We start from the raw sequence: 23,528 nt of genomic DNA on the forward strand, positions 1-23,528 counted from the left end.
TCAGCAAGCGTACAGCCGGCTCGTCGTCCACCACCAGTACCGTGCCGCTACCCCCCGTGGCTGCAGCGGCATGTTGTCGGTTCGCAGCCTTCGGCAGCTCCTACAGACCAGGCGCATTATTTTTCTGCGCATCCCCCTCCAACAACTTGCCGATCCAGTCCGTCAGCGCCGGTATGGAAAAGGGCTTGGTCAGCACATGCATGCCCGGCTCCAGGGCGCCTTCGCCGAGTACGGCATTCTCCGCATACCCGGTCACGAACAATACGTTCAAGGTCGGACGCAGGCTACGGGCGGCGTCGGCGACCTGGCGGCCGTTGATGGCACCTGGCAGGCCGACATCGGTGATCAGCAGGTCGATCGAGGCTTTCGATTGCAGGAGGGTCAACGCTGTCGCCCCGTCCTGTGCCTGTAACACGTCGTAGCCGAGATCTTTGAGCACTTCGGTGATCAGCAAGCGTACAGCCGGCTCGTCGTCCACCACCAGTACCGTGCCGCTACCCCCCGTGGCTGCAGCGGCATGTTGTTGGGGCCCCGCGCTGCTTTCGAGCGGGATACTTTCACCATGCTGCCTGGGCAGGAACAGGCAGATCTTCGAGCCTTGGCCGAGTGTCGAAAAAATTCGCACATCGCCCCCCGACTGGCGGGCAAAACCGTAGATCATCGACAACCCGAGGCCGGTGCCCATGCCAATGGGTTTAGTGGTGAAAAAGGGATCGAACGCTCGCTCGAGCACTTCGGCGGTCATGCCGGTGCCGGTATCGCTGACACATAACTCGACATACTGCCCCGGGGCCAGTTCACCCTGAATGGCGCATCGCGTGTCGAACACCCGGTTATGGGTCTCGATTAGCAGCGTGCCACCGTCGGGCATCGCGTCGCGGGCATTGATGCAGAGGTTGAGCAAGGCATTTTCCAACTGGTGTGGATCGACCAGAGTCGGCCACAAATCGGCGGCGCCGTTGACCTGCATGACAATCGAAGGGCCTACAGTGCGGCGAATCAGCTCCTCCATGCCTTCGACCAACTGATTGATGTGAGTGGCCTTGGGATCCAGGGTCTGGCGCCGGGAGAACGCCAGCAGACGGTGAGTCAGAGCGGCAGCCCGGCGCGAGGCTTCCAGAGAGGCGGCGAGGTAACGTCCCAGCTCGCCGGTCCGACCTTGGGCGACGCGGATCTGCAGTAGTTCGATATTGCCAGTAATGCCCATCAGCAGATTGTTGAAGTCATGGGCCAGGCCCCCGGTCAGTTGTCCGACGGCTTCCATCTTCTGCGACTGACGCAAGGCTTCCTCGATCACCTGCAGCGCTTTGGAACGCTCTTTCTCAGCGGTCATATGCTTGCCTAAAGCGACGACCATGCCGTTGCCCGGCGCGGCGGTCCAGGCCATCCAACGGTAACTGCCATCCTGATGCCGGTAGCGATTTTCGAACAGTGGCAGGGGATGTTCCAGGCTCATGGCCAGTGCCGTCCGGGTGGCTTCGATATCGTCAGGGTGGGCCAACTCGTTGACGTGGGTGCCGACCAGTGCTTCGGGCAACCAGCCCAACACGGTGGTCCAGGCCGGGTTGACCCGTAGGAATCGTCCGTCCAGGTCGACCATCGCCAGCAGATCCGGCGACATTTCCCACAGGCAATCCAGCTCTGCGGTACGCTGGGCCAGTCGCGCGGTCTGCTTTTTTTCCAGGCTGACCAGATCGGCGATCAGCTCCAGGCGTTTGGCTTCGCTGACCCGCAGGGCCTGCTCGTTGAGTACGCGCTCGGTGGTCTCGCGGGTGGTGCAAAACATGCCGACGATATGGCTGTTTTCATCGAACAGCGCAGAGAAAGAGAACGACCACCAGGTCTGTTCGATCTCGCCGAAACGGGCCATGGTCAATGGCAGGTCCTGACACTGATAGGCCTGGCCGCTCAGGGCCTGCTCGATCATGCCCGACACCTGGTCCCAGACGTCCCCCCACAACTCCTGCATGACGGCGCCGAGGGCGTTGGCTTTGCGAGGTCCGAGAAGTGGCGCATAGGCATCGTTATGGAAAAACAGCAGTTGCGGGCCCCAGAGCAGGTACATCGATTCCGGAGAATTGAGGATCAGGTTCAGTCCGACTCTCAGCGCTGAGGGCCATTGTGCAGGTGGGCCAAGTGGGAAGCCTTGCCAGTCAATGGCCTTGATCGCCCGGGCGGTCTCACTGTTGCCAGCGGGGAAATCAAGGTGGGTAGTCACAGTGGCAGGCTCCTGAGGTGGCAAGTCAGTCAGGCTGAATTGCGCATGATTGGGTGTCTCTGTCGACCCGCTGGCAGGAGCAAAACCCGGCGTGATCCGGATAACGACCATTCTCCATGTTTTCGTGGCGCTATGGGTGTGACCGTATGGAAGGAAGGGTGTCTCTAAATAAATAACGCCAATGAGCTAATTTTTTATCAGCAGAGTTATAGATCCCCAGGACTGCCTTTAATCGGGAGGGCGCGCTCCCGGCGAACGACGGTCCTGGTGAATCCCCTGCATTTTTCGTTGAGTCAGTGCTTGAACATCACATGGCGCACCGTGGTGTAGTCCTCCAGCCCGTACATGGACATGTCCTTGCCATAGCCTGACAGTTTCTGACCGCCATGGGGCATTTCGCTGACCAGCATGAAGTGAGTGTTGACCCAGGTGCAGCCGTATTGCAAGCGCGCGGCCAGACGATGGGCGCGGCCGACGTCCTGGGTCCAGACCGACGACGCCAGGCCGTAGTCCGAATCGTTGGCCCAGCCCAGCACCTGGGCTTCGTCCTGGAAGCGGGTGACCGATACCACCGGGCCGAACACTTCGCGGCGGACAATTTCGTCATCCTGCTGGGCATCGGCGATGACTGTTGGTTCGAAGAAATAGCCGTTGCCTTCGATAGCCTTGCCGCCAGTAATCAGGCGCATATGGGACTGCGCCAGAGCGCGTTCGACGAAGCCGGTGACCCGGTCGCGGTGCTGGGCAGTGATCAGCGGCCCAAGTTCGGTGTCCGGATCGTCCTGCAGGCCGACCTTGATGGTGCTCACCGCTTCACCAAGTTTGCTGACGAACTGCTCATAGATACCCTCCTGGGCGTAGATCCGGCAGGCGGCAGTGCAGTCCTGGCCAGCGTTGTAGAAGCCAAAGGTACGGATGCCTGCGACAGCCGCGTCGATATCGGCATCGTTGAAAATGATCACCGGGGCCTTGCCGCCCAGCTCCATATGCATGCGTTTGACGCTGTCGCTGGTGCCGGCAATGATGTGCGAGCCAGTGGCGATGGAGCCGGTCAGGGACACCATGCGCACCTTGGCATGGGTAACCAGCGGGTTGCCCACGGTCTGGCCGCGGCCGAATACCAGGTTGAGCACACCGGCCGGGAATATTTCCTGACACAGCTCGACCAGACGCAGAGCGGTCAACGGCGTCTGTTCCGACGGCTTGAGTACCACGGTATTGCCAGCTGCCAGGGCCGGGGCGATTTTCCAGGCGACCATCATCAGCGGGTAGTTCCATGGGGCAATGGAGGCGATAACGCCCACTGGATCACGGCGGATCATCGAAGTATGCCCCGGCAGATATTCGCCCGCCGCCGAACCACTGAGCACCCGGCTGGCGCCGGCGAAGAAGCGGAATACGTCGGCGATGGCCGGGATTTCGTCGTTGAGGGCGGCGCTATAGGGCTTGCCGCAGTTGTCCGATTCCAGTTTGGCCAGTTCTTCGCCGTGTGCCTCGATGGCGTCGGCGAGCTTGAGCAGTAACCGCGAACGGTCTTTTGGTGCGGTTTGCGACCAGCTGTCGAAGGCTGCATCGGCCGCGCGCACGGCCGCGTCGACCTGGGCTTCGCTGGCTTCGTTGATTTCCACCAGCACACGGCCGGTAGCCGGATTGAATACCGCCTGGGCCGGACCTTCACCGGCGACCAGATGACCGTTGATCAGCAGTTTGGTTTGCATGGTTGTCTCCCTTTCAAGCCGTTATGAGGTCTTAGTGGGAGCCGGCTTGCTGGCGATTGCGGTGTGACAGGCAATATCTTCATTGACTGATCCACCGCTATCGCCAGCAAGCCGGCTCCTACTGGATTGGGTGTGTCTGACGTCCTTATTTGCCACCACTCCCCGCCACACTCTCGCCACCCCGGGTCAGGTAATAGGCGCCGAGGATCGGCAACATGGTCACCAGCATCACCAACATGGCCACCACGTTGGTCACCGGCACATCCCGCGGACGGCTGAGCTGGTTGAGCAACCAGATCGGCAACGTGCGTTCATGCCCGGCGGTAAAGGTGGTGACGATGATTTCGTCGAACGACAGGGCAAAGGCCAGCATGCCTCCCGCCAGCAACGCGGAGCCCAGGTTGGGCAGGATGATGTAGCGAAAGGTCTGCCAGCCGTCGGCGCCCAGGTCCATGGAGGCCTCTATCAGGCTGTGGGAGGTGCGGCGCAGGCGGGCGATAACGTTGTTGTAGACGATCACCACACAGAAGGTGGCGTGGCCGACGATGATGGTGAACATCCCCGGTTCTATGCCCAGGGCCTTGAACGCCGCCAGCAGGGCCAGGCCGGTGATGATGCCGGGCAGGGCGATGGGCAGGATCAGCATCAGCGATATGCCGTCCTTGCCGAAAAAGTCCCGGCGGTATAGCGCTGCCGAAGCCAGGGTGCCAAGGAACAGGGCAATCAGGGTCGCCACGCAGGCGATTTCCAGGGACAGCTTGATTGACTCCAGCACGTCGGCGCGGGAGAAGGCCACGCTGAACCATTTCAGGGTGAAGCCCTGGGGCGGAAAGCTGAATGCCGCGTCCTGGGTGTTGAAGGCGTAGATAAAGATGATCAGGATCGGGAAGTGCAGGAACACCAACCCGCCCCAGGCGGCGATCTTCAGGCCCACGGATGCTTTTTCAGAGTGCATCGAAGGCCCCCAGACGTTTGACAATGGACAGGTAGATCGCGATCAGCACGATGGGTACCAATGTGAAAGCTGCGGCCATGGGCATGTTGCCGATAGCACCTTGCTGGGCGTAGACCATGCTGCCGATGAAATAGCCGGGCGGACCAATCAATTGCGGCACGATGAAGTCGCCCAGGGTCAGGGAGAAAGTGAAGATCGAACCTGCAGCGATACCGGGTATCGACAGCGGCAGGATCACCTGCATGAAGGTCTGGCGCGGTTTGGCGCCGAGGTCGGCCGAGGCTTGCAGCAGCGATGGCGGCAGGCGCTCCAGGGAGGCCTGGATCGGCAGAATCATGAATGGCAGCCAGATATAGACGAACACCAGGAAGCGCCCCAGAGACGAAGTCGACAGCGTGCTGCCGCCAATTCCCGGTATACCGAGCAGCCATTGCAGGGCGGGCTCCAGACCCAGGTGCTGAACAAACCATTGCGCTACGCCGCCCTTGGCCAGCAGCAGCGTCCAGGCATAGGCCTTGACGATATAGCTGGCCCACATCGGCATCATCACCGCGATATAGAAAAACGCCTTGGTCTTGCCGCTGGTGTAGCGCGCCATGTAGTAGGCGATCGGAAACGCTACGACGGCGCTGGCAATGGACACGCTGATCGCCATCAGCAGGGTACGCTGGATGACGTCGAAGTTGGCCGGGTTGAACAGGGCGGCGAAGTTGGCGGCGGTCAGGTCCGGGGTGACCGTCATGCTGAAATCGTCGAAGGTGTAGAAACCTTGCCACAGCAGACCCAGCAACGAGCCAAGGTAAATGGCGCCGAACCACAGCAGCGGCGGAATCAGCAGCAGCGACAGATACAGATTCGGGCGGCGGTACAGCAGATTGGCAAAGCGCCGCAACGGTGACTGCGCTGGCGATATCTGCGCCGGATAGGGGAGAGTCTGGATCATGCCTACAGGCCCTCGCCCGTAGTGATGGGATCCTGCAGCAGGGTCATGGCCTGACGCGGCCAACTGACCTGCAGGCGTTGGCCGATCTCATGCCGGGCGCTGTTGTCTCGCCATTGATTGTTGGCCTGGCTGACACTCAAGGTTTGGCCGTTGTCCAGGGTCAGCTCGTAGCGGGTGGCGCTGCCCTGATACTGGATATCGTGCAGCACGCCACTGATCTGAAGCTCGTCTGCGGCGACCGGGCCGCTACTGAAACGGATATGTTCCGGGCGAATGGAAAAGGGCCGTGATGTACCGTTGAGGTAATGCGCCAGCTGGCCATCAATCACGTTGGAAGTACCGACGAACTCGGCCACAAAGCGCGTGGCCGGATTCATGTACAGGTTGCGCGGCGTGTCGACCTGTTCGATACGGCCCTTGTTGAATACGGCAACCCGGTCCGACATGGACAGGGCTTCGGTCTGGTCGTGGGTGACGAAGATAAAGGTGATGCCCAACTGGCGCTGCAGCTTCTTCAACTCGCTCTGCATCTGCTCGCGCAGTTTCAAGTCAAGGGCGCCGAGGGGTTCATCGAGGAGCAGGACCCGTGGCCGATTGACCAGGGCACGGGCCAGGGCCACGCGCTGGCGCTGGCCGCCGGACAGTTGCACCGGCTTGCGCGTGCCATAGCCATCGAGTGCGACCATGGCCAGCGCTTCTTCGGCCCGGGCCAGACGCTCGCTCTTGCCCACGCCCTTGACCTTCAGGCCATAGGCGACGTTGTCCTGCACGTTCATATGGGGGAACAGGGCGTAATCCTGAAACACGGTATTGACGTCGCGCTGGTAGGGCGGCAGTCCTGCGGCTTCGGCACCATGAATACGAATGGAACCGGCGCTGGGTTGCTCGAAACCGGCGATCAGGCGCAGGCAGGTGGTTTTGCCCGAGCCGGACGGGCCGAGCATGGAAAAGAACTCGCCGTCCTGAATATCGATGGAGACCCGGTCAACGGCCTTCACCTCGCCGAACTGGCGGGAAACCTGGGTGAACTGGACTGCAAGGGTCATGGTGAAACCTCAAGATGGAAGCGAGCACCAGAGTTATGTGCTCACCGATAGACCGTCTTCCCGGCTAAAGCGGGTCCCACAGATGTGCTTGGCCTGTGGGACCGGCTTTAGCCGGGAAGGCGTCAGTCGCGAATAAACCGCTTCTGTGTCAGGCCTCAGCGCCCGCCCATGATCGCAATGTAGTCCTGGGTCCAGCGGCTGTAAGGCACGTACTTGCCGCCTTCGGCCTGCGGGGTTTTCCAGAAGGCGATCTTGTCGAACAGATCGAAGCCGTTAGTGGTACAGCCTTGCTCGCCGAGCAGTTCATTGCCCTTGCAGGCGGCCGGTACGGCGGGCAGCGAGCCGAACCAGGCAGCGACGTCACCCTGGACTTTGGGCTTCATCGACCAATCCATCCACTTGTAGGCACAGTTCGGGTGCCTGGCTTCGGCGTGCAGCATGGTGGTGTCGGCCCAGCCGGTTGCGCCCTCCTGTGGAATGGTCGAAGCCACGGGTTGTTTGTCGGCTTGCAGGCCGTTGACCATGTAACCCCACGAGCTGCTGGCGGCTACGCCTTCATTCTTCACATCGCTCATCTGCACCGTTGCGTCATGCCAGTAGCGATGCACCAGCGGATGTTGCTTGCGCAACAGGTCGAGCACGGCCTTGTACTGGGTTTCAGTCAACTGGTAGGGATCGACGATGCCCAGTTCCGGCTTGGCCGACTTGAGGTAGAGCGCGGCATCAGCGATATAGATCGGGCCGTCATAGGCCTGGACGCGACCCTTGTTCGGCTTGCCGTCCGGCAGATCCTGCGGCTCAAATACCACGCTCCAGCTGACTGGCGGGGTCTTGAAGACATTGGTGTTGTACATCAGCACGTTGGGCCCCCACTGATAGGGTGTGCCGTAGGTCTGCTTGTTGACCACGTACCATGGACCGTCTTTCAGGCGCGGGTCGAGGTTCTTCCAGTTGGGGATCAGGCTGGTGTCGATCGGCTGCACACGCTTGCCCGCAATCAGGCGCAACGAGGCGTCGCCGGAGGCAGTCACCAGATCATAACCGCCCTTGGTCATGAGGCTGACCATCTCGTCGGAGGTGGCGGCGGTCTTGACGTTGACCTTGCAGCCAGTCTCCTGCTCGAAGCCCGTCACCCAGTCATAGGCCTTGTCACTCTCACCACGCTCGATATAACCCGGCCAGGCAACGATATCGAGCTGGCCTTCACCGGCGCCGACACTCTTGAGTGCTTCGGCGGCCTGCAAACTGACACTGGCGAACAGCGTCGTGACCACGGCGCCGAGCAGTGCGATCTTGGGTGCTGACATGATTTTCCCTCTTCTTTAATTGTCGTTCGGGGCAGGGGGGAGAGCAGTTGCGAGCTACGAGCTGCGAGCCAGTGGTTGCTCATGCTTTCGCGTTCAATCTGAAGTCGCGGTGTAACTGTTTTTATAGATGTCTCATTTTGCTTTTGCTTTTGTTTGTAGCTCAAAGCTGCTTCATAGCTGCCCGGCATGCCGAGCCATAATGTGCCGCACCACGCTGTAGTCCTGCAGCGAGTCGCTCGATAGATCCTTGCCATACCCTGAGCGCTTGAGGCCGCCATGGGGCATTTCGCTCACCAGCATGAAATGGCTGTTGATCCAGGTGCAGCCGTATTGCAGGCGCGCCGCTACTTGCAGGGCCTTGTCCAGATTCCCGGTCCAGATCGACGAGGCCAGGCCGTATTCCGAGTCGTTGGCCCAGTCCACTGCCTGTTCCAGTTCTTCGAACCGGGTCACGGTCACTACCGGGCCAAACACTTCGCGCTGGACGATTTCATCGCTTTGTCTGCAGCCGGCAAGCAAGGTTGGCTGATAGAAGAACCCCGCTCCCGAATGCACGGCTGCGCCAGTGATGCGTTCAATATGTGGCTGGCTCAGAGCGCGCTCGACAAAGCTGGCGACGCGATCGCGCTGACGAGTGCTGATCAACGGGCCGATCTCGTTGTCGGCGTCGCGCTTGCCAGCGAAGCGCAGGCTGCTCACGGCGGCACCGAGTTCGGCCACCAGGCGATCGTGGATCCCGGCCTGGGCGTAGATGCGGCAGGCGGCGGTGCAGTCTTGCCCGGCGTTGTAATAGCCGTAGGTGCGAATGCCTTCGACGACGGCTTGCAGGTCGGCATCGTCGCAGACGATGACCGGCGCCTTGCCGCCGAGTTCCAGATGGGTGCGCTTGAGGGTTCTGGAGGCGGCCTGGAGGATCTTCTGGCCGGTGACGATATCGCCGGTCAGGGACACCATGCGCACTTTCGGGTGGCTGACCAGATGACTGCCTACACCCTCGCCACCGCCGCAAACGATATTGATCACGCCCCGTGGCAACAGCTCGGCCAGGACCGGCGCGAGGGCCAGGATCGACAGCGGCGTGTGCTCCGACGGTTTGAACACCAGGGTGTTGCCCGCCGCCAGGGCCGGGGCGATCTTCCACGCCGCCATCATGATCGGGTAGTTCCACGGCGCAATGGAGGCGACCACGCCAATCGGGTCGCGCCGCACCATGCTGGTATAGCCGGGCAGGTATTCACCGGACAACTGGCCGGTCTGGCAGCGCACGGCACCGGCGAAGAAACGGAAAACATCGACCGTGGCGCCCAGATCATCCTGACGGGCCAGGTGCAATGGCTTGCCGCAGTTCAGCGCTTCGAGGTGGGCGAGCGTATCGGCGCGCTGTTCGATGGCGTTAGCGATGGCCAGCAAGGTATTGGCGCGCTGTTGTGGCGTAGTCCGGGACCAGCCGGAGAGGGCACGATGGGCGGCAAGAATCGCACTTTCGACCTGCTCGGTGCTGGCTTCGGCGACGGATACCAGCACCTCCCCGGTGGCCGGGTTGAGGATCGGCTCGACAAATCCCTGGCCTGTGACCAGTTCACCATCGATCAGTAACGCGGTGCGCAAATCCGTCATGGTCCGGGGGCCTTGTTATTTGATGAGCCTTTGTAGGAGCCGGCCTGCTGGCGATGGCGTCGTCATGGGCGAAATCTTCATTGACTGACGTGATCCCATCGCCAGCAAGCGGGCTCCTACGGAAAATCACAGAACTTGAGACTAGTGCCCGCCCCGGCAGACAACAAATACCAAATACTGAAAGCAGCGTTCGATTAAATCGATAGCCTGCGCTGGGTGTGATGTTGCTCTCTGGCAATAGTCAGGAAAGGGTCGACCAATGACGGTCGCGCAGTGCCCCTGCGCCAGGCCAGGCCGACGTCCAGGGTGCGGGTCAGGTCGACCAGGGGGCGTGCCTCGATAATGTCGCCCTCCAGTGACCAGGGTCGGTAGGTCATGTCCGCCTGAATCGACAGCCCCAGGCCCGCCGCTACCAGGCTGCGCACCGCTTCGGTTGAAGCGGTGCGCAGGGTCACGCGCGGTTGCAGGCCGGCGCCGGACCAGATGCGCTGGGCGTTGAGATCCATTTCATCGACGTTGAGCTGGATCAGCGGCTCACTGGCCACGTCGGCCAGGCTGATGCTGTCGTGTTCGAGCAGCGGATGCTGGGCGGGCAGCCACAGGCGGTGGGGGGAATGGGTAAGGACTTCGGTCTGCAAGGCATGACGGTCTTCGAGATTGGACAGGATCAGCACGCCAACGTCGATTTCACCACTGATCAGCAAGTGCTCGATATAAGGGCGTTCATCTTCCATGACGCGGATATCGACATTGGGGCAGGCGCGCTGGAAGCGGGTGAGCAGGTCGGCCAGGTAGTAACCGGCGACCAGACTGGTCACGCCAATGATCAACTGGCCCGCGACCTGATCGGTGCTTTGTTGCAGGCTGCGCTTGGCGTTGTCCACGGTTGCCAGGATCAAATGCGCCTGACGCAAAAACTGATGCCCCTGATGGGTCAGGGTCATGCCCTTGGCATGGCGGTTAAACAGGCTGACGCCGATCTCCTGCTCCAGTTGCTGGATCGCCAGGGTGAGGGTCGACTGGGAAATAAATACCGCCTGCGCCGCAGCGGAAATCGAGCCGGTCTCGGCAACGGCAATGAAGTGGCGGATCTGGCGCAGCGTCATCATGGCGGGTGCGACTCGTGTGAGTTTTATCGAATAGATCAGATGTATATCGCTTTTTCAGATGGTCCGTCCATCCAGGCCTTTCGTTGCGCAGGCGATGTCCGGCAACATCCGGCAAAACACCCGCGCCCAGCGACGAGGTAACTGGATTTAACCTGCTGCACATCTGACATGAGCCGGTGGCTCCAGGAGGTATCCATGATTACGCGCGGTTTGCTCGATCAATTGCTCAAGTCCGGCCAGGATCTGCTGCAGAACAAGGCGGGCAGTCAGTCCTCGGCCAAGGGCCAGTTGGGCAGCCTGCTCTCCGGTGCCGGCGGCGGCGCTTTGGCGGCGGGGGCCATGGGCCTGCTGATGGGCAATAAAAAGGTGCGCAAGCTGGGCGGCAAGGCCCTGACTTACGGCGGTCTGGCCGCCCTCGGCGTACTGGCCTACAAGGCCTATGGCAACTGGCAGGCCAGTCAGGGTACGGCGCCGCAACGCGAGCCGCAGACGATTGATCGCCTGCCCGCACCCGAGGTCGAGGCCCACAGTCAGGCGATTCTTCAGGCTCTGGTCGCTGCGGCCAAGGCTGACGGTCATGTCGATGAGCGCGAGCGGGAACTGATTGAAGGGCAGTTTGCTCAGTTGAGTGACGACTCTGCTTTGCGCGGCTGGCTGCACACGCAACTGAATAAACCGCTGGACCCGGTAGAGGTCGCTCGTGCCGCGCGCACCCCGGAAATGGCCGCAGAAATGTACCTGGCCAGTGTGATGATGGTGGACGAAGAGCACTTCATGGAACGCGCTTACCTTGATGAACTGGCGCGCCAGTTGAAACTCGAACCGTCCTTCAAAAGTGAACTGGAGGCGCAGGTCAGGCAGGCAGCATGATGGGGTGGCCCTTCGCTGCAATAGCCAGGGGCCGTATCTTTTTGGCGTGCGCTCTCTGACAGTTACGCATTGCGCACCCTCTTTGTATCGAACAGTGTCATTGCATTGACATCAGTGAACGCTTTTGAACCACCGGCTGGGCTATACTTCGCCGGCCTGGACCGTTCGTCGGTCCGCTTCTCGAACACCGCTTGATGCCGTGTTGACTTCCTGAGGTCTGACTGTGAAGAACTGGACTCTGCGCCAACGGATCCTGGCGAGTTTCGCCGTGATTATCGCCATCATGTCGTTGATGGTTGTCGTGTCTTACTCGCGCTTGTTATCGATTGAGTCCAATGCAGAGGAGGTCAGCGCCGACGCACTGCCTGGGGTTTACTACAGCACTATGGTGCGCAGCGGTTGGGGCGAAAGCTATATCCGTACCCTGGAACTGATGAGTGAAGGCAAAGGCCGCGAGCTGACGCGCACCGAGCAGGATCTTTATCAGGATATCGAAGTGCGACTGCAGGCCCAGATCGATGGTTACAAGAAAACCATCTTCGATGACACGGACCGTACCAACTTCGCCCAGTTCGAGAAGCAGCGCGAGGTCTACAGCAAGTTGCTCAAAGACACGCTCACGGCTTATCAACGCAACGATTACACCCTGGCCCGTTCGATTTTCTATGATCAGGCCAATCCGGCATGGGTGGCTGGTCGCAAGCAGCTCAATGACCTGATTACCGCCAATAAGCAGGTCGCCGATACGGCTACTACCCACATCGCCGCATCGGTGCAATCCGCCAAGTTGAGCATGGGGCTTTCGCTATTCATCGCGATTATCGCGGCTGGCGGCTGTGGTCTGCTGCTGATGCGCTCGATTCTGGCACCGATGAACCGAATCGTCAGCATTCTCGAAGTCATGCGTACCGGTGACTTGAGCAAGCGCCTGGCCCTTGACCGTCGCGACGAGTTCAATACGGTGGAAACCGGCTTCAACGACATGATGACCGAACTGACTGCGCTGGTTTCCCAGGCTCAGCGTTCATCGGTGCAGGTGACCACTTCGGTCACCGAGATCGCCGCCACCTCCAAACAGCAGCAGGCCACCGCCACCGAGACCGCCGCCACCACTACGGAAATTGGCGCGACCTCCCGTGAAATTGCAGCGACTTCCCGCGATCTGGTACGCACCATGATCGAGGTGACATCGGCTGCGGACCAGGCATCGGTACTTGCGGGCTCCGGCCAGCAAGGGTTGGCGCGCATGGAGGAAACCATGCATCAGGTCATGGGGGCTGCTGACCTTGTCAATAACAAGCTGGCGATCCTCAATGAGAAGGCCAGCAACATCAATCAGGTGGTGGTGACCATCGTCAAGGTTGCCGACCAGACCAACCTGTTGTCGCTCAACGCCGCCATCGAGGCGGAAAAGGCTGGCGAGTACGGCCGCGGCTTCTCGGTGGTTGCCACCGAAGTGCGTCGTCTGGCTGACCAGACCGCTGTGGCCACCTATGACATCGAACAGATGGTTCGGGAGATCCAGTCGGCGGTGTCGGCCGGGGTCATGGGTATGGACAAGTTCTCCGAAGAAGTGCGCCGGGGCATGTATGAAGTGACCCAGGTCGGCGAGCAACTGACCCAGATCATTCATCAGGTCCAGGCCCTGGCACCGCGAGTGCTGATGGTCAACGAAGGCATGCAGGCCCAGGCCACCGGGGCCGAACAGATCAATCAGGCGCTGGTGCAACTGGGCGATGCCAGCAGTCAGACCGTGGAGTCATTACGCCAGGCCAGTTTTGCCATCGACGAGCTGAGCCAGGTCGCTGTCGGCCTGCGCAGCGGCGTCTCGCGATTCAAGGTTTGAGGCCTGTCGATGAGCGATCGTACGGCTGAGCGCAATACCGCCCGGACAGCGTCGAACACCTTGTTCCTGCTGTTCCGCATCGGTGATGAGCACTATGCCCTGGAAGCGGTGGAGATCGCTGAAGTGCTGCCGCGCCTGCCGCTACGGGCCATCGCCCAGGCGCCGCACTGGGTAGCCGGCGTCCTGGCCCATCGTGGCCAGGTGGTGCCGGTGATTGATGTCAGTGCATTGACTTTCGGACGTTCTGCCAGCACCCGTACCAGCACGCGTCTGGTGATGGTCCACTATCGGGCCGATGCCGGGCGTCCAGAACAACTGCTGGGGCTGATCCTGGAGCAGGCGACCGACACCCTGCGCTGTCCGCGCAGCGAGTTCAAGGCCTATGGCCTGGACAATCGCCAGGCGCCATACCTGGGACCGGTGCGGGAAAGCGAGACGGGATTACTGCAATGGATCCGTGTACAGGAACTGCTCAGCGATCCGGTGCGTGAACTCCTCTATCCGCAGCAACCCTGGGACCTTGCCTCGCTTGAGGAAGCCCCATGAGTGATGACGCGCGCTTTTTCAGTTTTCTAAAAGAGCGTATCGGCCTGGATGTGACTTCCGTGGGCGAGTCGATTATCGAGCGTGCTCTGCGTCAGCGCTTTGCCGCTTGCGGCGGCATCGACAGCGATGCCTACTGGCTGTTACTGCAAGGTTCGGGCTCCGAGCAACAGGCGTTGATCGAAGCGGTGATCGTGCCCGAGACCTGGTTTTTTCGTTACACCGAGTCTTTTGTCGCCTTGGGCAAACTGGCCTTCGAACGACTTCATACGCTGAATGGCGTACGTCCGCTGCGCATTCTCAGCGTGCCGTGTTCGACGGGCGAAGAGCCTTACTCCATTGCCATGGCCCTGTTCGATGCAGGGTTTACCGCCCAGCAATTCAAGATCAACGCTATCGATATCAGCCCGTTGTCGATCCAGCGTGCCAAGCGTGGCGTCTACGGCAAGAACTCCTTTCGCGGCGAGCGCATCGATTTTCGCGAGCGCTATTTCACCCCGATCAGTGAGGGCTACCAGATCGAACAGCGGGTCAGGGATCAGGTCGATTTCCAGCCCGGCAACATCCTCGATCCGATGTTACCCGCCAAACGGCTGGATTATGACTTTGTGTTCTGCCGCAACCTGCTGATCTATTTCGACCAGGCCACGCAAAGACACGTGTTCGAAGCCCTCAAGCGCCTGACCCATATCGACGGCGTGCTGTTTATCGGCCCGGCTGAAGGTTCGCTGCTCAGTCGCATGGGTATGCGCTCCACGGGTATTCCCCAGTCGTTTGCCTTCCGCCATGCCGGTGCAGACGCTGAAATCGCTGAGCCAGCATTGCCGTCGGTGCTGTCGCCTATTGCCCGGACCAGCCCGCGCAAGATCGTTGACCTGCCGCTGCCAACTCCGACCGCTTCGTCGCGGCCCTTTGGCGCCAGCACCGCGTCGTTCGCCGGTCGCAGCGTACGGCCAGCCCCGGTTCCGGCAACCTCTGGTGGCGATGATGTGGCGACCCTGCTCGCGACCATCGCCAGCCTGGCGAATCAGGGTAAAAGCGGCGAGGCCCGGGCGGCATGTGAGCGTTATCTGCAACGGCATGAGCCGGTGGCCCAGGTGTTCTACTGGCTGGGGCTGCTCAGCGAAGTGGATGGCAGCACCAGCGAGGCTCAGAGTTTTTATCGCAAGGCATTGTACCTTCAGCCGCAGCACCCCGAAGCCCTGGCGCAACTGGCTGCCTTGCTGGCCGCCCAGGGTGACGTTGTCGGAGCCCGGCGTCTGCAGGATCGCGCGGCACGCAACAATAACAAAGAAGGAAGCCGTCGGTGACTGACTCTCATAGCCATCCAAGCCTGCTTGGCGAGGGCGCCCAGCCTATCGATGACTGCTGGAACCGTATCGGTATTCACGGCGACCGCTCCTGCCCGTTGCTGGCAGAGCATATTCATTGCCGCAACTGTTCAGTCTATTCGTCGGCGGCCACACGCCTGCTGGACCGCTATTCGCTGACTCAGGAAACCCGCGACGAGCGCTCTGCCCAATACGTACAGGGCGAGATCAAGACCCGTTCGATCGCAGTATTCCGCCTCGGCGAAGAATGGCTTGGACTGCCGACCCGTTGCCTGTCTGAGATCGCGCCGACCCAGACCGTGCATTCGTTGCCGCACCAGCGCTCCCGGGCTCTGATGGGAGTGGCCAACGTCCGTGGAGTGCTGGTGCCGTGCCTGTCGATGGTCGAATTGCTCGGCCTGGATCCGGCTGTAGTCGCCGATCCGACCGGACGTATCACCCCGCGCATGTTGATCGTCGCGGCCGTGGGCGGCCCGGTTGTGGTGCCGGTGGATGAAGTCGACGGCATTCATGCCATGGACGAGCGCGAGCTGGAGTCTGCCTCCGCTTCCGGGAACCAGGCCAATGCCCGCTTTACCCTCGGCGTGTTGCAATGGAAATCCCGTAGCCTGCGCCTGCTCGATCATGAACAACTGCTGTCCGCAATCACTCGGAGCCTGACATGACCCCCGATCAAATGCGCGACGCTTCACTGTTCGAGCTGTTCACCCTGGAGGCCGAGGCGCAGACCCATGTGTTGAGCCTCGGTCTGCTGGCTCTGGAGCGCGATCCGACCCAGGCCGACCAGCTTGAAGCCTGTATGCGTGCCGCTCATTCGCTCAAGGGCGCGGCGCGTATCGTCGGTGTGGACTTCGGCGTCAGCGTTTCCCATGTCATGGAAGACTGTCTGGTCAGTGCCCAGGAAGGTCGCATCTACCTGCAACCGGAGCATATCGACGCCTTGCTGTTCGGCACCGATCTGCTGATGCGCATCGCCACGCCGGGAGACAGCAGCCTGGGGCAGGCCGATATTGACGCCTTCGTTGAACGGATGAACACCTTGTCCAGCCAGGGCAAAGGCAGCCGCGCCGGGGTCAGCGTGCCGGTGTCGCCGCCCATGGGCGCGGATGAAATGCTCCTGGCCAACGCGTTGTTGCTGGGCAGTGCCATGCCAGCTGGAATCAACCCATTGCTGGCTGACGATATTTCCAGCCTGACCCTGGCCCAGTCAGCCGCAGCGGCTGAGGTCGAGGCTGATGTGCCTGCAGAACCCGAGCCGGTTGCCAATGCGCCGGCCGCGTCCGCCGACGGTGATGCCCAGCGTAGCCGCCGGGTAACCGACACCGGCGAGCGAATTCTGCGGGTCAGCGCTGATCGCCTGAACAACCTGCTTGATCTGGCCAGCAAGTCCCTGGTGGAAACCCAGCGGGTCAAGCCGATCCTTAATAATATGCAGCGCCTGAAACGCTTGCAGAATGGCAGCGACCGGGCCCTGGCAACGCTGGAAACCACCCTCGGCGGCGCCAACATGCCCCAGGACGTGCGTCAGGCCCTCGCTGATGCCCGGCGCCTGAACAGCGAAGCTCAGCAGATGCTGATCCAGCAGACTGCCGAGCTGGACGAGTTCGGCTGGCAATCCAACCAGCGCGCCCAGTTGCTCTATGACACCGCACTGGTCTGCCGCATGCGCCCCTTCGCTGACGTGCTCAAAGGCCTGGCGCGCATGGTCCGGGACCTGGGACGCGAGTTGGGCAAGCAGGTTCGCCTGGACATCGAAGGTGAGAAAACCCAGGTCGACCGTGATGTGCTGGAAAAGCTCGAAGCACCGCTGACCCACCTGCTGCGCAATGCCGTCGACCATGGCATTGAGATGCCGGACGTGCGCGCAGCTGCCGGCAAGCCAGCCGAAGGCGTGATCCGTCTCAAAGCCATGCATCAGGCCGGCATGCTGGTGGTGGAGTTGAGCGATGACGGCAACGGCGTTGATCTGGAGCGCCTGCGCAACCGCATTGTCCAGCGTCAGCTGTCACCGGCGGAAACCGCCGCGCAGATGAGCGAGGAAGAATTGCTCAGCTTCCTGTTCCTGCCGGGTTTCAGCATGCGCGACAAAGTCACGGAAATCTCCGGGCGCGGCGTCGGTCTGGATGCCGTGCAGCACATGATTCGCCAGCTGCGCGGTGGCGTGGAGCTGCATCAGGCGGCGGGCCAGGGCAGTCGCTTCCTGCTCGAAGTGCCCTTGACCCTGTCGGTGGTGCGCAGTCTGGTGGTGCAAGTGGGCGGCGAAGCCTATGCCTTTCCCCTGGCGCATATCGAATGCATGCGCGACCTGGCCACCGAAGACATTGTCCAGTTGGAAGGGCGTCAGCATTTCTGGCATGAAGGGCGGCATATCGGCCTGGTTGCCGCCACTCAACTGTTGCAGCGTCCGCACAACCCGGACCCGCAGGAAGTGCTCAAGGTCGTGGTCATTCGCGAGCGCGACAGCGCTTATGGCGTGGCGGTTGAGCGTTTCGTCGGCGAGCGCACCCTGGTGGTGTTGCCCCTGGATCCACGTCTGGGCAAGATTCAGGATATTTCCGCCGGAGCCTTGCTCGATGATGGTTCGGCAGTGTTGATCGTTGATGTCGAGGACATGCTGCGTTCAGTGGAGAAATTGCTCAACACCGGCCGCCTGGAGCGTATCGACCGGCGCAGTCACCAGGCCGACAGCGTGCCCCGCAAGCGCGTACTGGTGGTCGACGACTCGTTGACGGTGCGCGAGCTGGAGCGCAAGTTGCTGCTCAGTCGTGGTTATGAAGTCGCGGTGGCCGTAGATGGTATGGATGGCTGGAACGCCTTGCGCAATGAGGATTTCGATCTGTTGATTACCGATATCGACATGCCGCGCATGGACGGTATCGAGCTGGTCACCCTGTTGCGTCGCGACAGTCGCCTGCAATCGTTGCCGGTGATGGTGGTGTCTTACAAGGATCGCGAAGAGGACCGGCGCCGTGGGCTGGATGCCGGTGCAGACTATTATCTGGCCAAGGCCAGTTTTCACGATGACGCCTTGCTCGATGTGGTTGCCGAGCTGATAGGAGACGCACAAGGATGAAGATTGCCATCGTCAACGATATGCCCATGGCAATTGAGGCCTTGCGCCGGGCCATCGCTTTCGAACCGCAGCATGAAGTGATCTGGGTCGCCTGCAACGGTGCCGACGCGGTCGCCCGTTGTGCCGAGCAGACCCCTGACCTGATCCTGATGGACCTGATCATGCCGGTCATGGACGGCGTCGAGGCAACTCGTCGGATCATGGCAGCAACACCCTGCGCGATCGTTGTAGTTACCGTTGATCGACAGCAGAATGCCCACCGGGTGTTCGAAGCCATGGGGCATGGCGCGCTGGATGTGGTCGACACACCTGCCATTGGCGGCGCTAACCCCAAGGAGGCCGCTGCGCCACTGCTGCGCAAGATTCTCAATATCGGCTGGCTGATCGGCAAGCGCCATGTCCGCGAGCCAATGGTTGCCGTGCCGATACGCGCGGCGGTCAAGCGCCGGGGGCTGGTGGCTATCGGCTCTTCGGCTGGCGGCCCGGCGGCACTGGAATTGCTTCTCAAGTCGCTACCCGCCAGTTTTCCGGCAGCTATCGTGTTGGTACAACATGTGGACCAGGTGTTTGCCGCCGGCATGGCTGAGTGGCTGAGCAGTGCTTCGGGCCTGCCGGTGCGCCTGGCCCGTGAGGGTGAGCCGCCGCAGCCGGGAACAGTGTTGCTGGCGGGAACCAATCACCATATTCGGCTATTGCAGAACGGCAATCTGGCCTACACCGCAGAACCGGTAAATGAAATCTATCGGCCCTCTATCGATGTGTTTTTCGAGAGCGTCGCCCGTTACTGGAGTGGTGATGCAGTGGGTGTTCTGTTGACCGGAATGGGTCGAGACGGTGCCGAAGGCCTGAAGCTGATGCGTCGACAGGGTTTTCTGACCATCGCTCAGGATCAACACAGCAGTGCGGTCTATGGCATGCCCAAGGCCGCTGCCGCCATCGACGCGGCGGTCGAAATTCGCCCGCTTTCCACAATCGCACCTCGTTTGACCGAGGTATTTGCGCAATGATTTTCCAGGTGAATTCACTGCCAGCCAGTGACCAGGAGCACCCCCATGCATGACTTGCAAATGGCCGACCTGAAGGCCTCGGATGAAAATGCCGCCATGGTATTGCTGGTCGATGATCAGGCCATGATCGGAGAAGCCGTGCGTCGCGGGTTGGCCAACGAAGATAATATCGACTTTCACTTCTGCGCCGACCCGCATCAAGCCATTGCCCAGGCCATCGAGATCAAGCCCACGGTGATTCTTCAGGATCTGGTGATGCCCGGTCTGGACGGCCTGACCCTGGTGCGCGAATACCGTAACAACCCGATGACCCGGGATATCCCCATCATCGTCCTGTCAACCAAGGAAGATCCGCTGATCAAGAGCGCTGCCTTTGCTGCCGGGGCCAACGATTATCTGGTCAAGCTGCCGGACAACATCGAACTGGTCGCGCGTATCCGCTATCACTCGCGCTCCTACATGACCCTGCTGCAACGTGACGAAGCCTATCGGGCGCTGCGGGTCAGCCAGCAACAGTTGCTCGACACCAACCTGGTATTGCAACGTCTGATGAATTCCGATGGTCTGACCGGCCTGTCCAACCGTCGCCACTTCGACGAATACCTGGAGCTGGAATGGCGCCGTGCAACGCGCGAGCAGAGTGAAATGTCGCTGCTGATGATCGATGTGGACTTCTTCAAGGCCTATAACGACAGCTTCGGCCATCTGGAAGGCGACGAAGCCCTGCGTCAGGTGGCGAAGGCCATCCGCGGCAGCTGTGCCCGTCCGTCGGATCTACCGGCGCGTTATGGTGGCGAAGAATTTGCCCTGGTGCTGCCCAGCACCACCCCGGGCGGCGCTCGCCTGCTGGCGGAAAAGCTGCGCCAGACCGTGGCCGCCATGAATATCCCGCATATCGCTCCGGCACCGGGTTCGCACCTGACCGTGAGCATTGGCGTGGCAACCTTGACGCCGGGTGTGGGCAGCAACAGCCGCCAACTGATCCAGGAGGCCGACAAGGGCCTGTATCAGGCCAAGCACAACGGGCGTAACCGGGTGGCGGTGGGCTAAAGGACGGGGCCAGCTTCTGTCCCGACGGGCTGCCATGGATCAGCACGGTAGGGTATACTCGTCGGCTTTGTAATTTTCGCCTGCGAGTGCTGCCCACCATGGAAATCAACCCGATCCTAAACAGCATCAAGGACCTGTCCGAGCGCTCCGAAACCATTCGGGGGTATCTTTGACTACGATCACAAACATGATCGTCTGACCGAAGTAAACCGCGAGCTCGAAGATCCAAGCGTCTGGAACAACCCCGAGTACGCACAGAACCTGGGCCGCGAGCGCGCCTTGCTGGCGCAGATCGTCGAGACCCTGGACGAAATGTCCACCGGGCTGGTCGATGCCAAGGACCTGCTGCTGATGTCCGCCGAAGAGGAAGACCAGGCTGCCGTCGATGACGTCGCGGCTGAAGTCGAGCGTCTGCGCGAGGCGTTGGAAAAGCTGGAGTTCCGCCGCATGTTCAGCGGCGATATGGACCCGAGCAACGCTTACCTGGACATCCAGGCCGGTTCCGGCGGCACGGAAGCCCAGGACTGGGCCAACATTCTGCTGCGCATGTACCTGCGCTGGGCCGACAAGCGTGGCTTCGACGCAACCATCATGGAGCTGTCCGCCGGTGAAGTCGCCGGGATCAAGGGCGCTACCGTGCATATCAAGGGCGAATACGCCTTCGGCTGGCTGCGCACCGAAATCGGCGTGCACCGTCTGGTGCGCAAGAGCCCGTTCGACTCCGGCAACCGTCGTCACACCTCGTTCTCGGCCGTGTTCGTTTCTCCGGAAATCGACGACAACATCGAAATCGACATCAACCCTGCGGACCTGCGTATCGATACCTATCGTTCGTCCGGTGCCGGTGGTCAGCACGTAAACACCACCGACTCGGCGGTACGTATTACCCACGTGCCGACCAACACCGTGGTCAGCTGCCAGAACGAACGTTCCCAGCACGCCAACAAAGACACCGCCATGAAGATGCTGCGGGCGCGCTTGTACGAGCAGGAAGTGCAGAAACGCAACGCTGCCTCCCAGGCTCTGGAAGACACCAAGTCCGATATCGGCTGGGGTCACCAGATCCGTTCGTATGTACTGGATGCTTCGCGGATCAAGGACCTTCGGACCAACATCGAACGCAGCGACTGCGACAAGGTGCTGGACGGCGATATCGACGAATACCTGATCGCGAGCCTCAAACAAGGGCTGTAACCCGTCAGCCCCGTTCTTCAAGACCCCCGTGCACACGCGGGGGCAACGAACCTGTGATGGAAAATCTAAAGACATGAGCGACCAACAACTCGACCCGCAAGCCCTGCAACAGGAAGAAAACACCCTGATCGCCCTGCGCAAGGAAAAGCTTGCTGCCGAGCGCACCAAGGGTCAGGCCTTCCCCAACGACTTCCGCCGCGACAGCTACTGCAATGACCTGCAGAAACAGTACGTGGACAAGACCAAGGAAGAACTGGCTGAGGCAGCGATCCCGGTCAAGGTTGCAGGTCGCATCATGCTCAACCGTGGCTCGTTCATGGTGATTCAGGACATGACGGGGCGTATCCAGGTCTACGTCAACCGCAAGACCCTGTCCGAAGAAACCCTGGCCGCCGTCAAGACCTGGGACCTGGGCGATATCATTGCTGCCGAAGGCACCCTGGCCCGTTCCGGCAAGGGCGACCTGTACGTCGAGATGACCAGCGTGCGCCTGCTGACCAAGTCGCTGCGCCCGTTGCCCGACAAGCATCATGGTCTGACCGACACTGAACAACGCTATCGTCAGCGCTACGTTGACCTGATCGTCAACGAAGAAGTGCGCGAGACCTTCCGGGTGCGTTCGCAAGTCATCGCCCATATCCGCAGCTTCCTGATGAAGCGTGACTTCCTGGAAGTGGAAACGCCGATGCTGCAGACCATTCCTGGCGGCGCTGCGGCCAAGCCGTTCGAGACCCACCACAATGCCCTGGACATGGAAATGTTCCTGCGCATCGCGCCTGAGCTGTACCTCAAGCGTCTGGTTGTCGGCGGTTTCGAGAAGGTCTTCGAAATCAACCGCAACTTCCGTAACGAAGGCGTTTCGACCCGGCACAACCCGGAGTTCACCATGCTTGAGTTCTATCAGGCGTATGCGGACTACGAAGACAACATGGATCTGACCGAGGAATTGTTCCGCGAGCTGGCCCAGCTGGTTCTGGGGACAACCGACGTGCCGTACGGCGACAAGGTGTTCCACTTCGGCGAACCCTTCGTGCGTCTGTCGGTGTTTGACTCGATCCTCAAGTACAACCCCGAGTTGACTGCTGATGACCTGAACGACATCGACAAGGCCCGTGCGATCGCCAAGAAAGCCGGCGCCAAGGTCCTTGGCTTTGAAGGTCTGGGCAAGCTGCAGGTGATGATTTTCGAAGAGCTGGTCGAGCACAAGCTGGAGCAGCCGCACTTCATTACCCAGTACCCGTTCGAAGTCTCGCCGCTGGCCCGTCGCAACGATGAAAACCCGAACGTCACCGACCGTTTCGAATTGTTCATCGGTGGCCGTGAAATCGCCAACGCCTACTCCGAGCTGAATGACGCGGAAGACCAGGCCGAGCGCTTCATGGCCCAGGTGGCCGACAAGGACGCCGGTGACGACGAAGCCATGCACTACGACGCCGACTTCGTCCGCGCCCTGGAATACGGCATGCCGCCAACGGCGGGTGAAGGTATCGGTATCGACCGCCTGGTCATGTTGCTGACCAACTCGCCGTCGATTCGCGACGTCATCCTGTTCCCGCACATGCGGCCACAGGCGTAAGACAAGAAAGCCGCCCGCGCAGGGCGGCTTTTTTTTGCCTGCAGGAATGAATCGTATGACGCCGCATCATCTGGAGGAGCTGCCGAAGGCTGCGAGTGGGTTTTGCCTGATACAACGCATTTGCA

General features: G+C 60.9%; 18 protein-coding genes. 10 read left to right on the forward strand and 8 right to left on the reverse strand.

Features of this window, described 5'->3' with window-relative positions:
• Positions 1–100 precede the first annotated feature (100 nt).
• The 8 genes from ACCD02_RS11295 to ACCD02_RS11330 all read right to left on the reverse strand — a co-directional run bounded on the left by ACCD02_RS11295 (position 101) and on the right by ACCD02_RS11330 (position 10,913).
• Positions 101–2,218 carry a PAS domain S-box protein gene (locus tag ACCD02_RS11295; protein ID WP_413301379.1) on the reverse strand — a complete coding sequence of 706 codons (2,118 nt, stop codon included), beginning with the start codon at positions 2,216–2,218 and terminating at the stop codon, positions 101–103.
• Between the two features lie 293 nt (positions 2,219–2,511).
• Positions 2,512–3,936 carry a gamma-aminobutyraldehyde dehydrogenase gene (locus ACCD02_RS11300; protein ID WP_413301381.1) on the reverse strand — a complete coding sequence of 475 codons (1,425 nt, stop codon included), beginning with the start codon at positions 3,934–3,936 and terminating at the stop codon, positions 2,512–2,514.
• Between the two features lie 145 nt (positions 3,937–4,081).
• Complete coding sequence (locus tag ACCD02_RS11305) at positions 4,082–4,891, reverse strand: ABC transporter permease (RefSeq protein WP_413301383.1); 810 nt, start codon at positions 4,889–4,891, stop codon at positions 4,082–4,084.
• Positions 4,881–5,834, reverse strand: coding sequence for an ABC transporter permease (locus ACCD02_RS11310; RefSeq protein WP_413301385.1), 954 nt, complete (start codon positions 5,832–5,834; stop codon positions 4,881–4,883). The genes ACCD02_RS11305 and ACCD02_RS11310 overlap by 11 nt, the downstream gene beginning before the upstream one ends.
• Positions 5,835–5,836: 2 nt before the next feature.
• Entirely contained in the window at positions 5,837–6,880 is a 1,044-nt protein-coding gene (locus tag ACCD02_RS11315; RefSeq protein ID WP_413301387.1) for an ABC transporter ATP-binding protein, read from the reverse strand.
• A 155-nt stretch (positions 6,881–7,035) separates the two neighbouring features.
• The gene (ydcS, locus tag ACCD02_RS11320) at positions 7,036–8,187 is read right to left on the reverse strand and encodes a putative ABC transporter substrate-binding protein YdcS (protein ID WP_413301389.1); all 1,152 of its coding nucleotides are present in this window, start codon (positions 8,185–8,187) and stop codon (positions 7,036–7,038) included.
• A 171-nt stretch (positions 8,188–8,358) separates the two neighbouring features.
• Positions 8,359–9,804, reverse strand: coding sequence for a gamma-aminobutyraldehyde dehydrogenase (locus ACCD02_RS11325; RefSeq protein ID WP_413301391.1), 1,446 nt, complete (start codon positions 9,802–9,804; stop codon positions 8,359–8,361).
• Positions 9,805–9,998: 194 nt separating this feature from the next.
• Positions 9,999–10,913, reverse strand: a complete 915-nt coding sequence (locus tag ACCD02_RS11330) for a LysR family transcriptional regulator (protein WP_413301393.1) — start codon at positions 10,911–10,913, stop codon at positions 9,999–10,001.
• 195 nt (positions 10,914–11,108) lie between these two features.
• On the opposite strand from ACCD02_RS11330, the gene ACCD02_RS11335 reads away from it, so the two are divergent.
• From ACCD02_RS11335 to lysS, 10 genes are all read left to right on the forward strand, one after another.
• Entirely contained in the window at positions 11,109–11,783 is a 675-nt protein-coding gene (locus tag ACCD02_RS11335) for a tellurite resistance TerB family protein (RefSeq protein WP_413301395.1), read from the forward strand.
• A 283-nt stretch (positions 11,784–12,066) separates the two neighbouring features.
• Positions 12,067–13,629, forward strand: coding sequence for a methyl-accepting chemotaxis protein (locus tag ACCD02_RS11340; RefSeq protein WP_413301834.1), 1,563 nt, complete (start codon positions 12,067–12,069; stop codon positions 13,627–13,629).
• A gap of 9 nt (positions 13,630–13,638) precedes the next feature.
• On the forward strand, positions 13,639–14,175 hold the full coding sequence (locus ACCD02_RS11345; RefSeq protein ID WP_413301397.1) for a chemotaxis protein CheW: 537 nt from the start codon (positions 13,639–13,641) through the stop codon (positions 14,173–14,175).
• Positions 14,172–15,482 (forward strand): CheR family methyltransferase, encoded by a 1,311-nt coding sequence (locus tag ACCD02_RS11350; protein WP_413301399.1) that lies wholly within the window; start codon positions 14,172–14,174, stop codon positions 15,480–15,482. The genes ACCD02_RS11345 and ACCD02_RS11350 overlap by 4 nt, the downstream gene beginning before the upstream one ends.
• A complete protein-coding gene (locus ACCD02_RS11355) occupies positions 15,479–16,168 on the forward strand; it encodes a chemotaxis protein CheW (protein WP_413301401.1) in 690 nt (229 codons plus the stop codon). The genes ACCD02_RS11350 and ACCD02_RS11355 overlap by 4 nt, the downstream gene beginning before the upstream one ends.
• A complete protein-coding gene (locus tag ACCD02_RS11360; protein ID WP_413301403.1) occupies positions 16,165–18,576 on the forward strand; it encodes a hybrid sensor histidine kinase/response regulator in 2,412 nt (803 codons plus the stop codon). Before ACCD02_RS11355 ends, ACCD02_RS11360 begins: the two co-directional genes overlap by 4 nt.
• Positions 18,573–19,583, forward strand: coding sequence for a chemotaxis response regulator protein-glutamate methylesterase (locus tag ACCD02_RS11365; protein ID WP_413301405.1), 1,011 nt, complete (start codon positions 18,573–18,575; stop codon positions 19,581–19,583). The genes ACCD02_RS11360 and ACCD02_RS11365 overlap by 4 nt, the downstream gene beginning before the upstream one ends.
• A gap of 45 nt (positions 19,584–19,628) precedes the next feature.
• Positions 19,629–20,633, forward strand: a complete 1,005-nt coding sequence (locus ACCD02_RS11370) for a diguanylate cyclase (protein ID WP_413301407.1) — start codon at positions 19,629–19,631, stop codon at positions 20,631–20,633.
• A gap of 98 nt (positions 20,634–20,731) precedes the next feature.
• A protein-coding gene (prfB, locus tag ACCD02_RS11375; RefSeq protein ID WP_413301409.1) for a peptide chain release factor 2 occupies positions 20,732–21,827 on the forward strand; the annotation gives its coding sequence in 2 pieces (ribosomal slippage) (positions 20,732–20,803 and positions 20,805–21,827; 1,095 coding nt in all).
• 73 nt (positions 21,828–21,900) lie between these two features.
• Complete coding sequence (lysS, locus tag ACCD02_RS11380; protein WP_413301411.1) at positions 21,901–23,403, forward strand: lysine--tRNA ligase; 1,503 nt, start codon at positions 21,901–21,903, stop codon at positions 23,401–23,403.
• Positions 23,404–23,528 lie beyond the last annotated feature (125 nt).

The organism is Pseudomonas sp. Pseusp88, from assembly GCF_047303955.1.
In the GTDB taxonomy this organism is placed as follows: Bacteria; Pseudomonadota; Gammaproteobacteria; order Pseudomonadales; family Pseudomonadaceae; genus Aquipseudomonas.

Excerpts from the sequence above, each read along its gene's own strand:
- ACCD02_RS11325 (WP_413301391.1), bottom strand. The coding sequence starts at position 9,804 with ATGACGGATTTGCGCACCGCGTTACTGATCGATGGTGAACTGGTCACA.
- ACCD02_RS11330 (WP_413301393.1), bottom strand. The coding sequence starts at position 10,913 with ATGATGACGCTGCGCCAGATCCGCCACTTCATTGCCGTTGCCGAGACC.
- ACCD02_RS11360 (WP_413301403.1), top strand. The coding sequence starts at position 16,165 with ATGACCCCCGATCAAATGCGCGACGCTTCACTGTTCGAGCTGTTCACC.
- ACCD02_RS11335 (WP_413301395.1), top strand. The coding sequence starts at position 11,109 with ATGATTACGCGCGGTTTGCTCGATCAATTGCTCAAGTCCGGCCAGGAT.
- ACCD02_RS11345 (WP_413301397.1), top strand. The coding sequence starts at position 13,639 with ATGAGCGATCGTACGGCTGAGCGCAATACCGCCCGGACAGCGTCGAAC.
- lysS (WP_413301411.1), top strand. The coding sequence starts at position 21,901 with ATGAGCGACCAACAACTCGACCCGCAAGCCCTGCAACAGGAAGAAAAC.
- ACCD02_RS11300 (WP_413301381.1), bottom strand. The coding sequence starts at position 3,936 with ATGCAAACCAAACTGCTGATCAACGGTCATCTGGTCGCCGGTGAAGGT.
- ydcS (WP_413301389.1), bottom strand. The coding sequence starts at position 8,187 with ATGTCAGCACCCAAGATCGCACTGCTCGGCGCCGTGGTCACGACGCTG.
- ACCD02_RS11315 (WP_413301387.1), bottom strand. The coding sequence starts at position 6,880 with ATGACCCTTGCAGTCCAGTTCACCCAGGTTTCCCGCCAGTTCGGCGAG.
- ACCD02_RS11365 (WP_413301405.1), top strand. The coding sequence starts at position 18,573 with ATGAAGATTGCCATCGTCAACGATATGCCCATGGCAATTGAGGCCTTG.
- ACCD02_RS11310 (WP_413301385.1), bottom strand. The coding sequence starts at position 5,834 with ATGATCCAGACTCTCCCCTATCCGGCGCAGATATCGCCAGCGCAGTCA.
- ACCD02_RS11350 (WP_413301399.1), top strand. The coding sequence starts at position 14,172 with ATGAGTGATGACGCGCGCTTTTTCAGTTTTCTAAAAGAGCGTATCGGC.
- ACCD02_RS11370 (WP_413301407.1), top strand. The coding sequence starts at position 19,629 with ATGCATGACTTGCAAATGGCCGACCTGAAGGCCTCGGATGAAAATGCC.
- ACCD02_RS11305 (WP_413301383.1), bottom strand. The coding sequence starts at position 4,891 with ATGCACTCTGAAAAAGCATCCGTGGGCCTGAAGATCGCCGCCTGGGGC.
- ACCD02_RS11340 (WP_413301834.1), top strand. The coding sequence starts at position 12,067 with ATGTCGTTGATGGTTGTCGTGTCTTACTCGCGCTTGTTATCGATTGAG.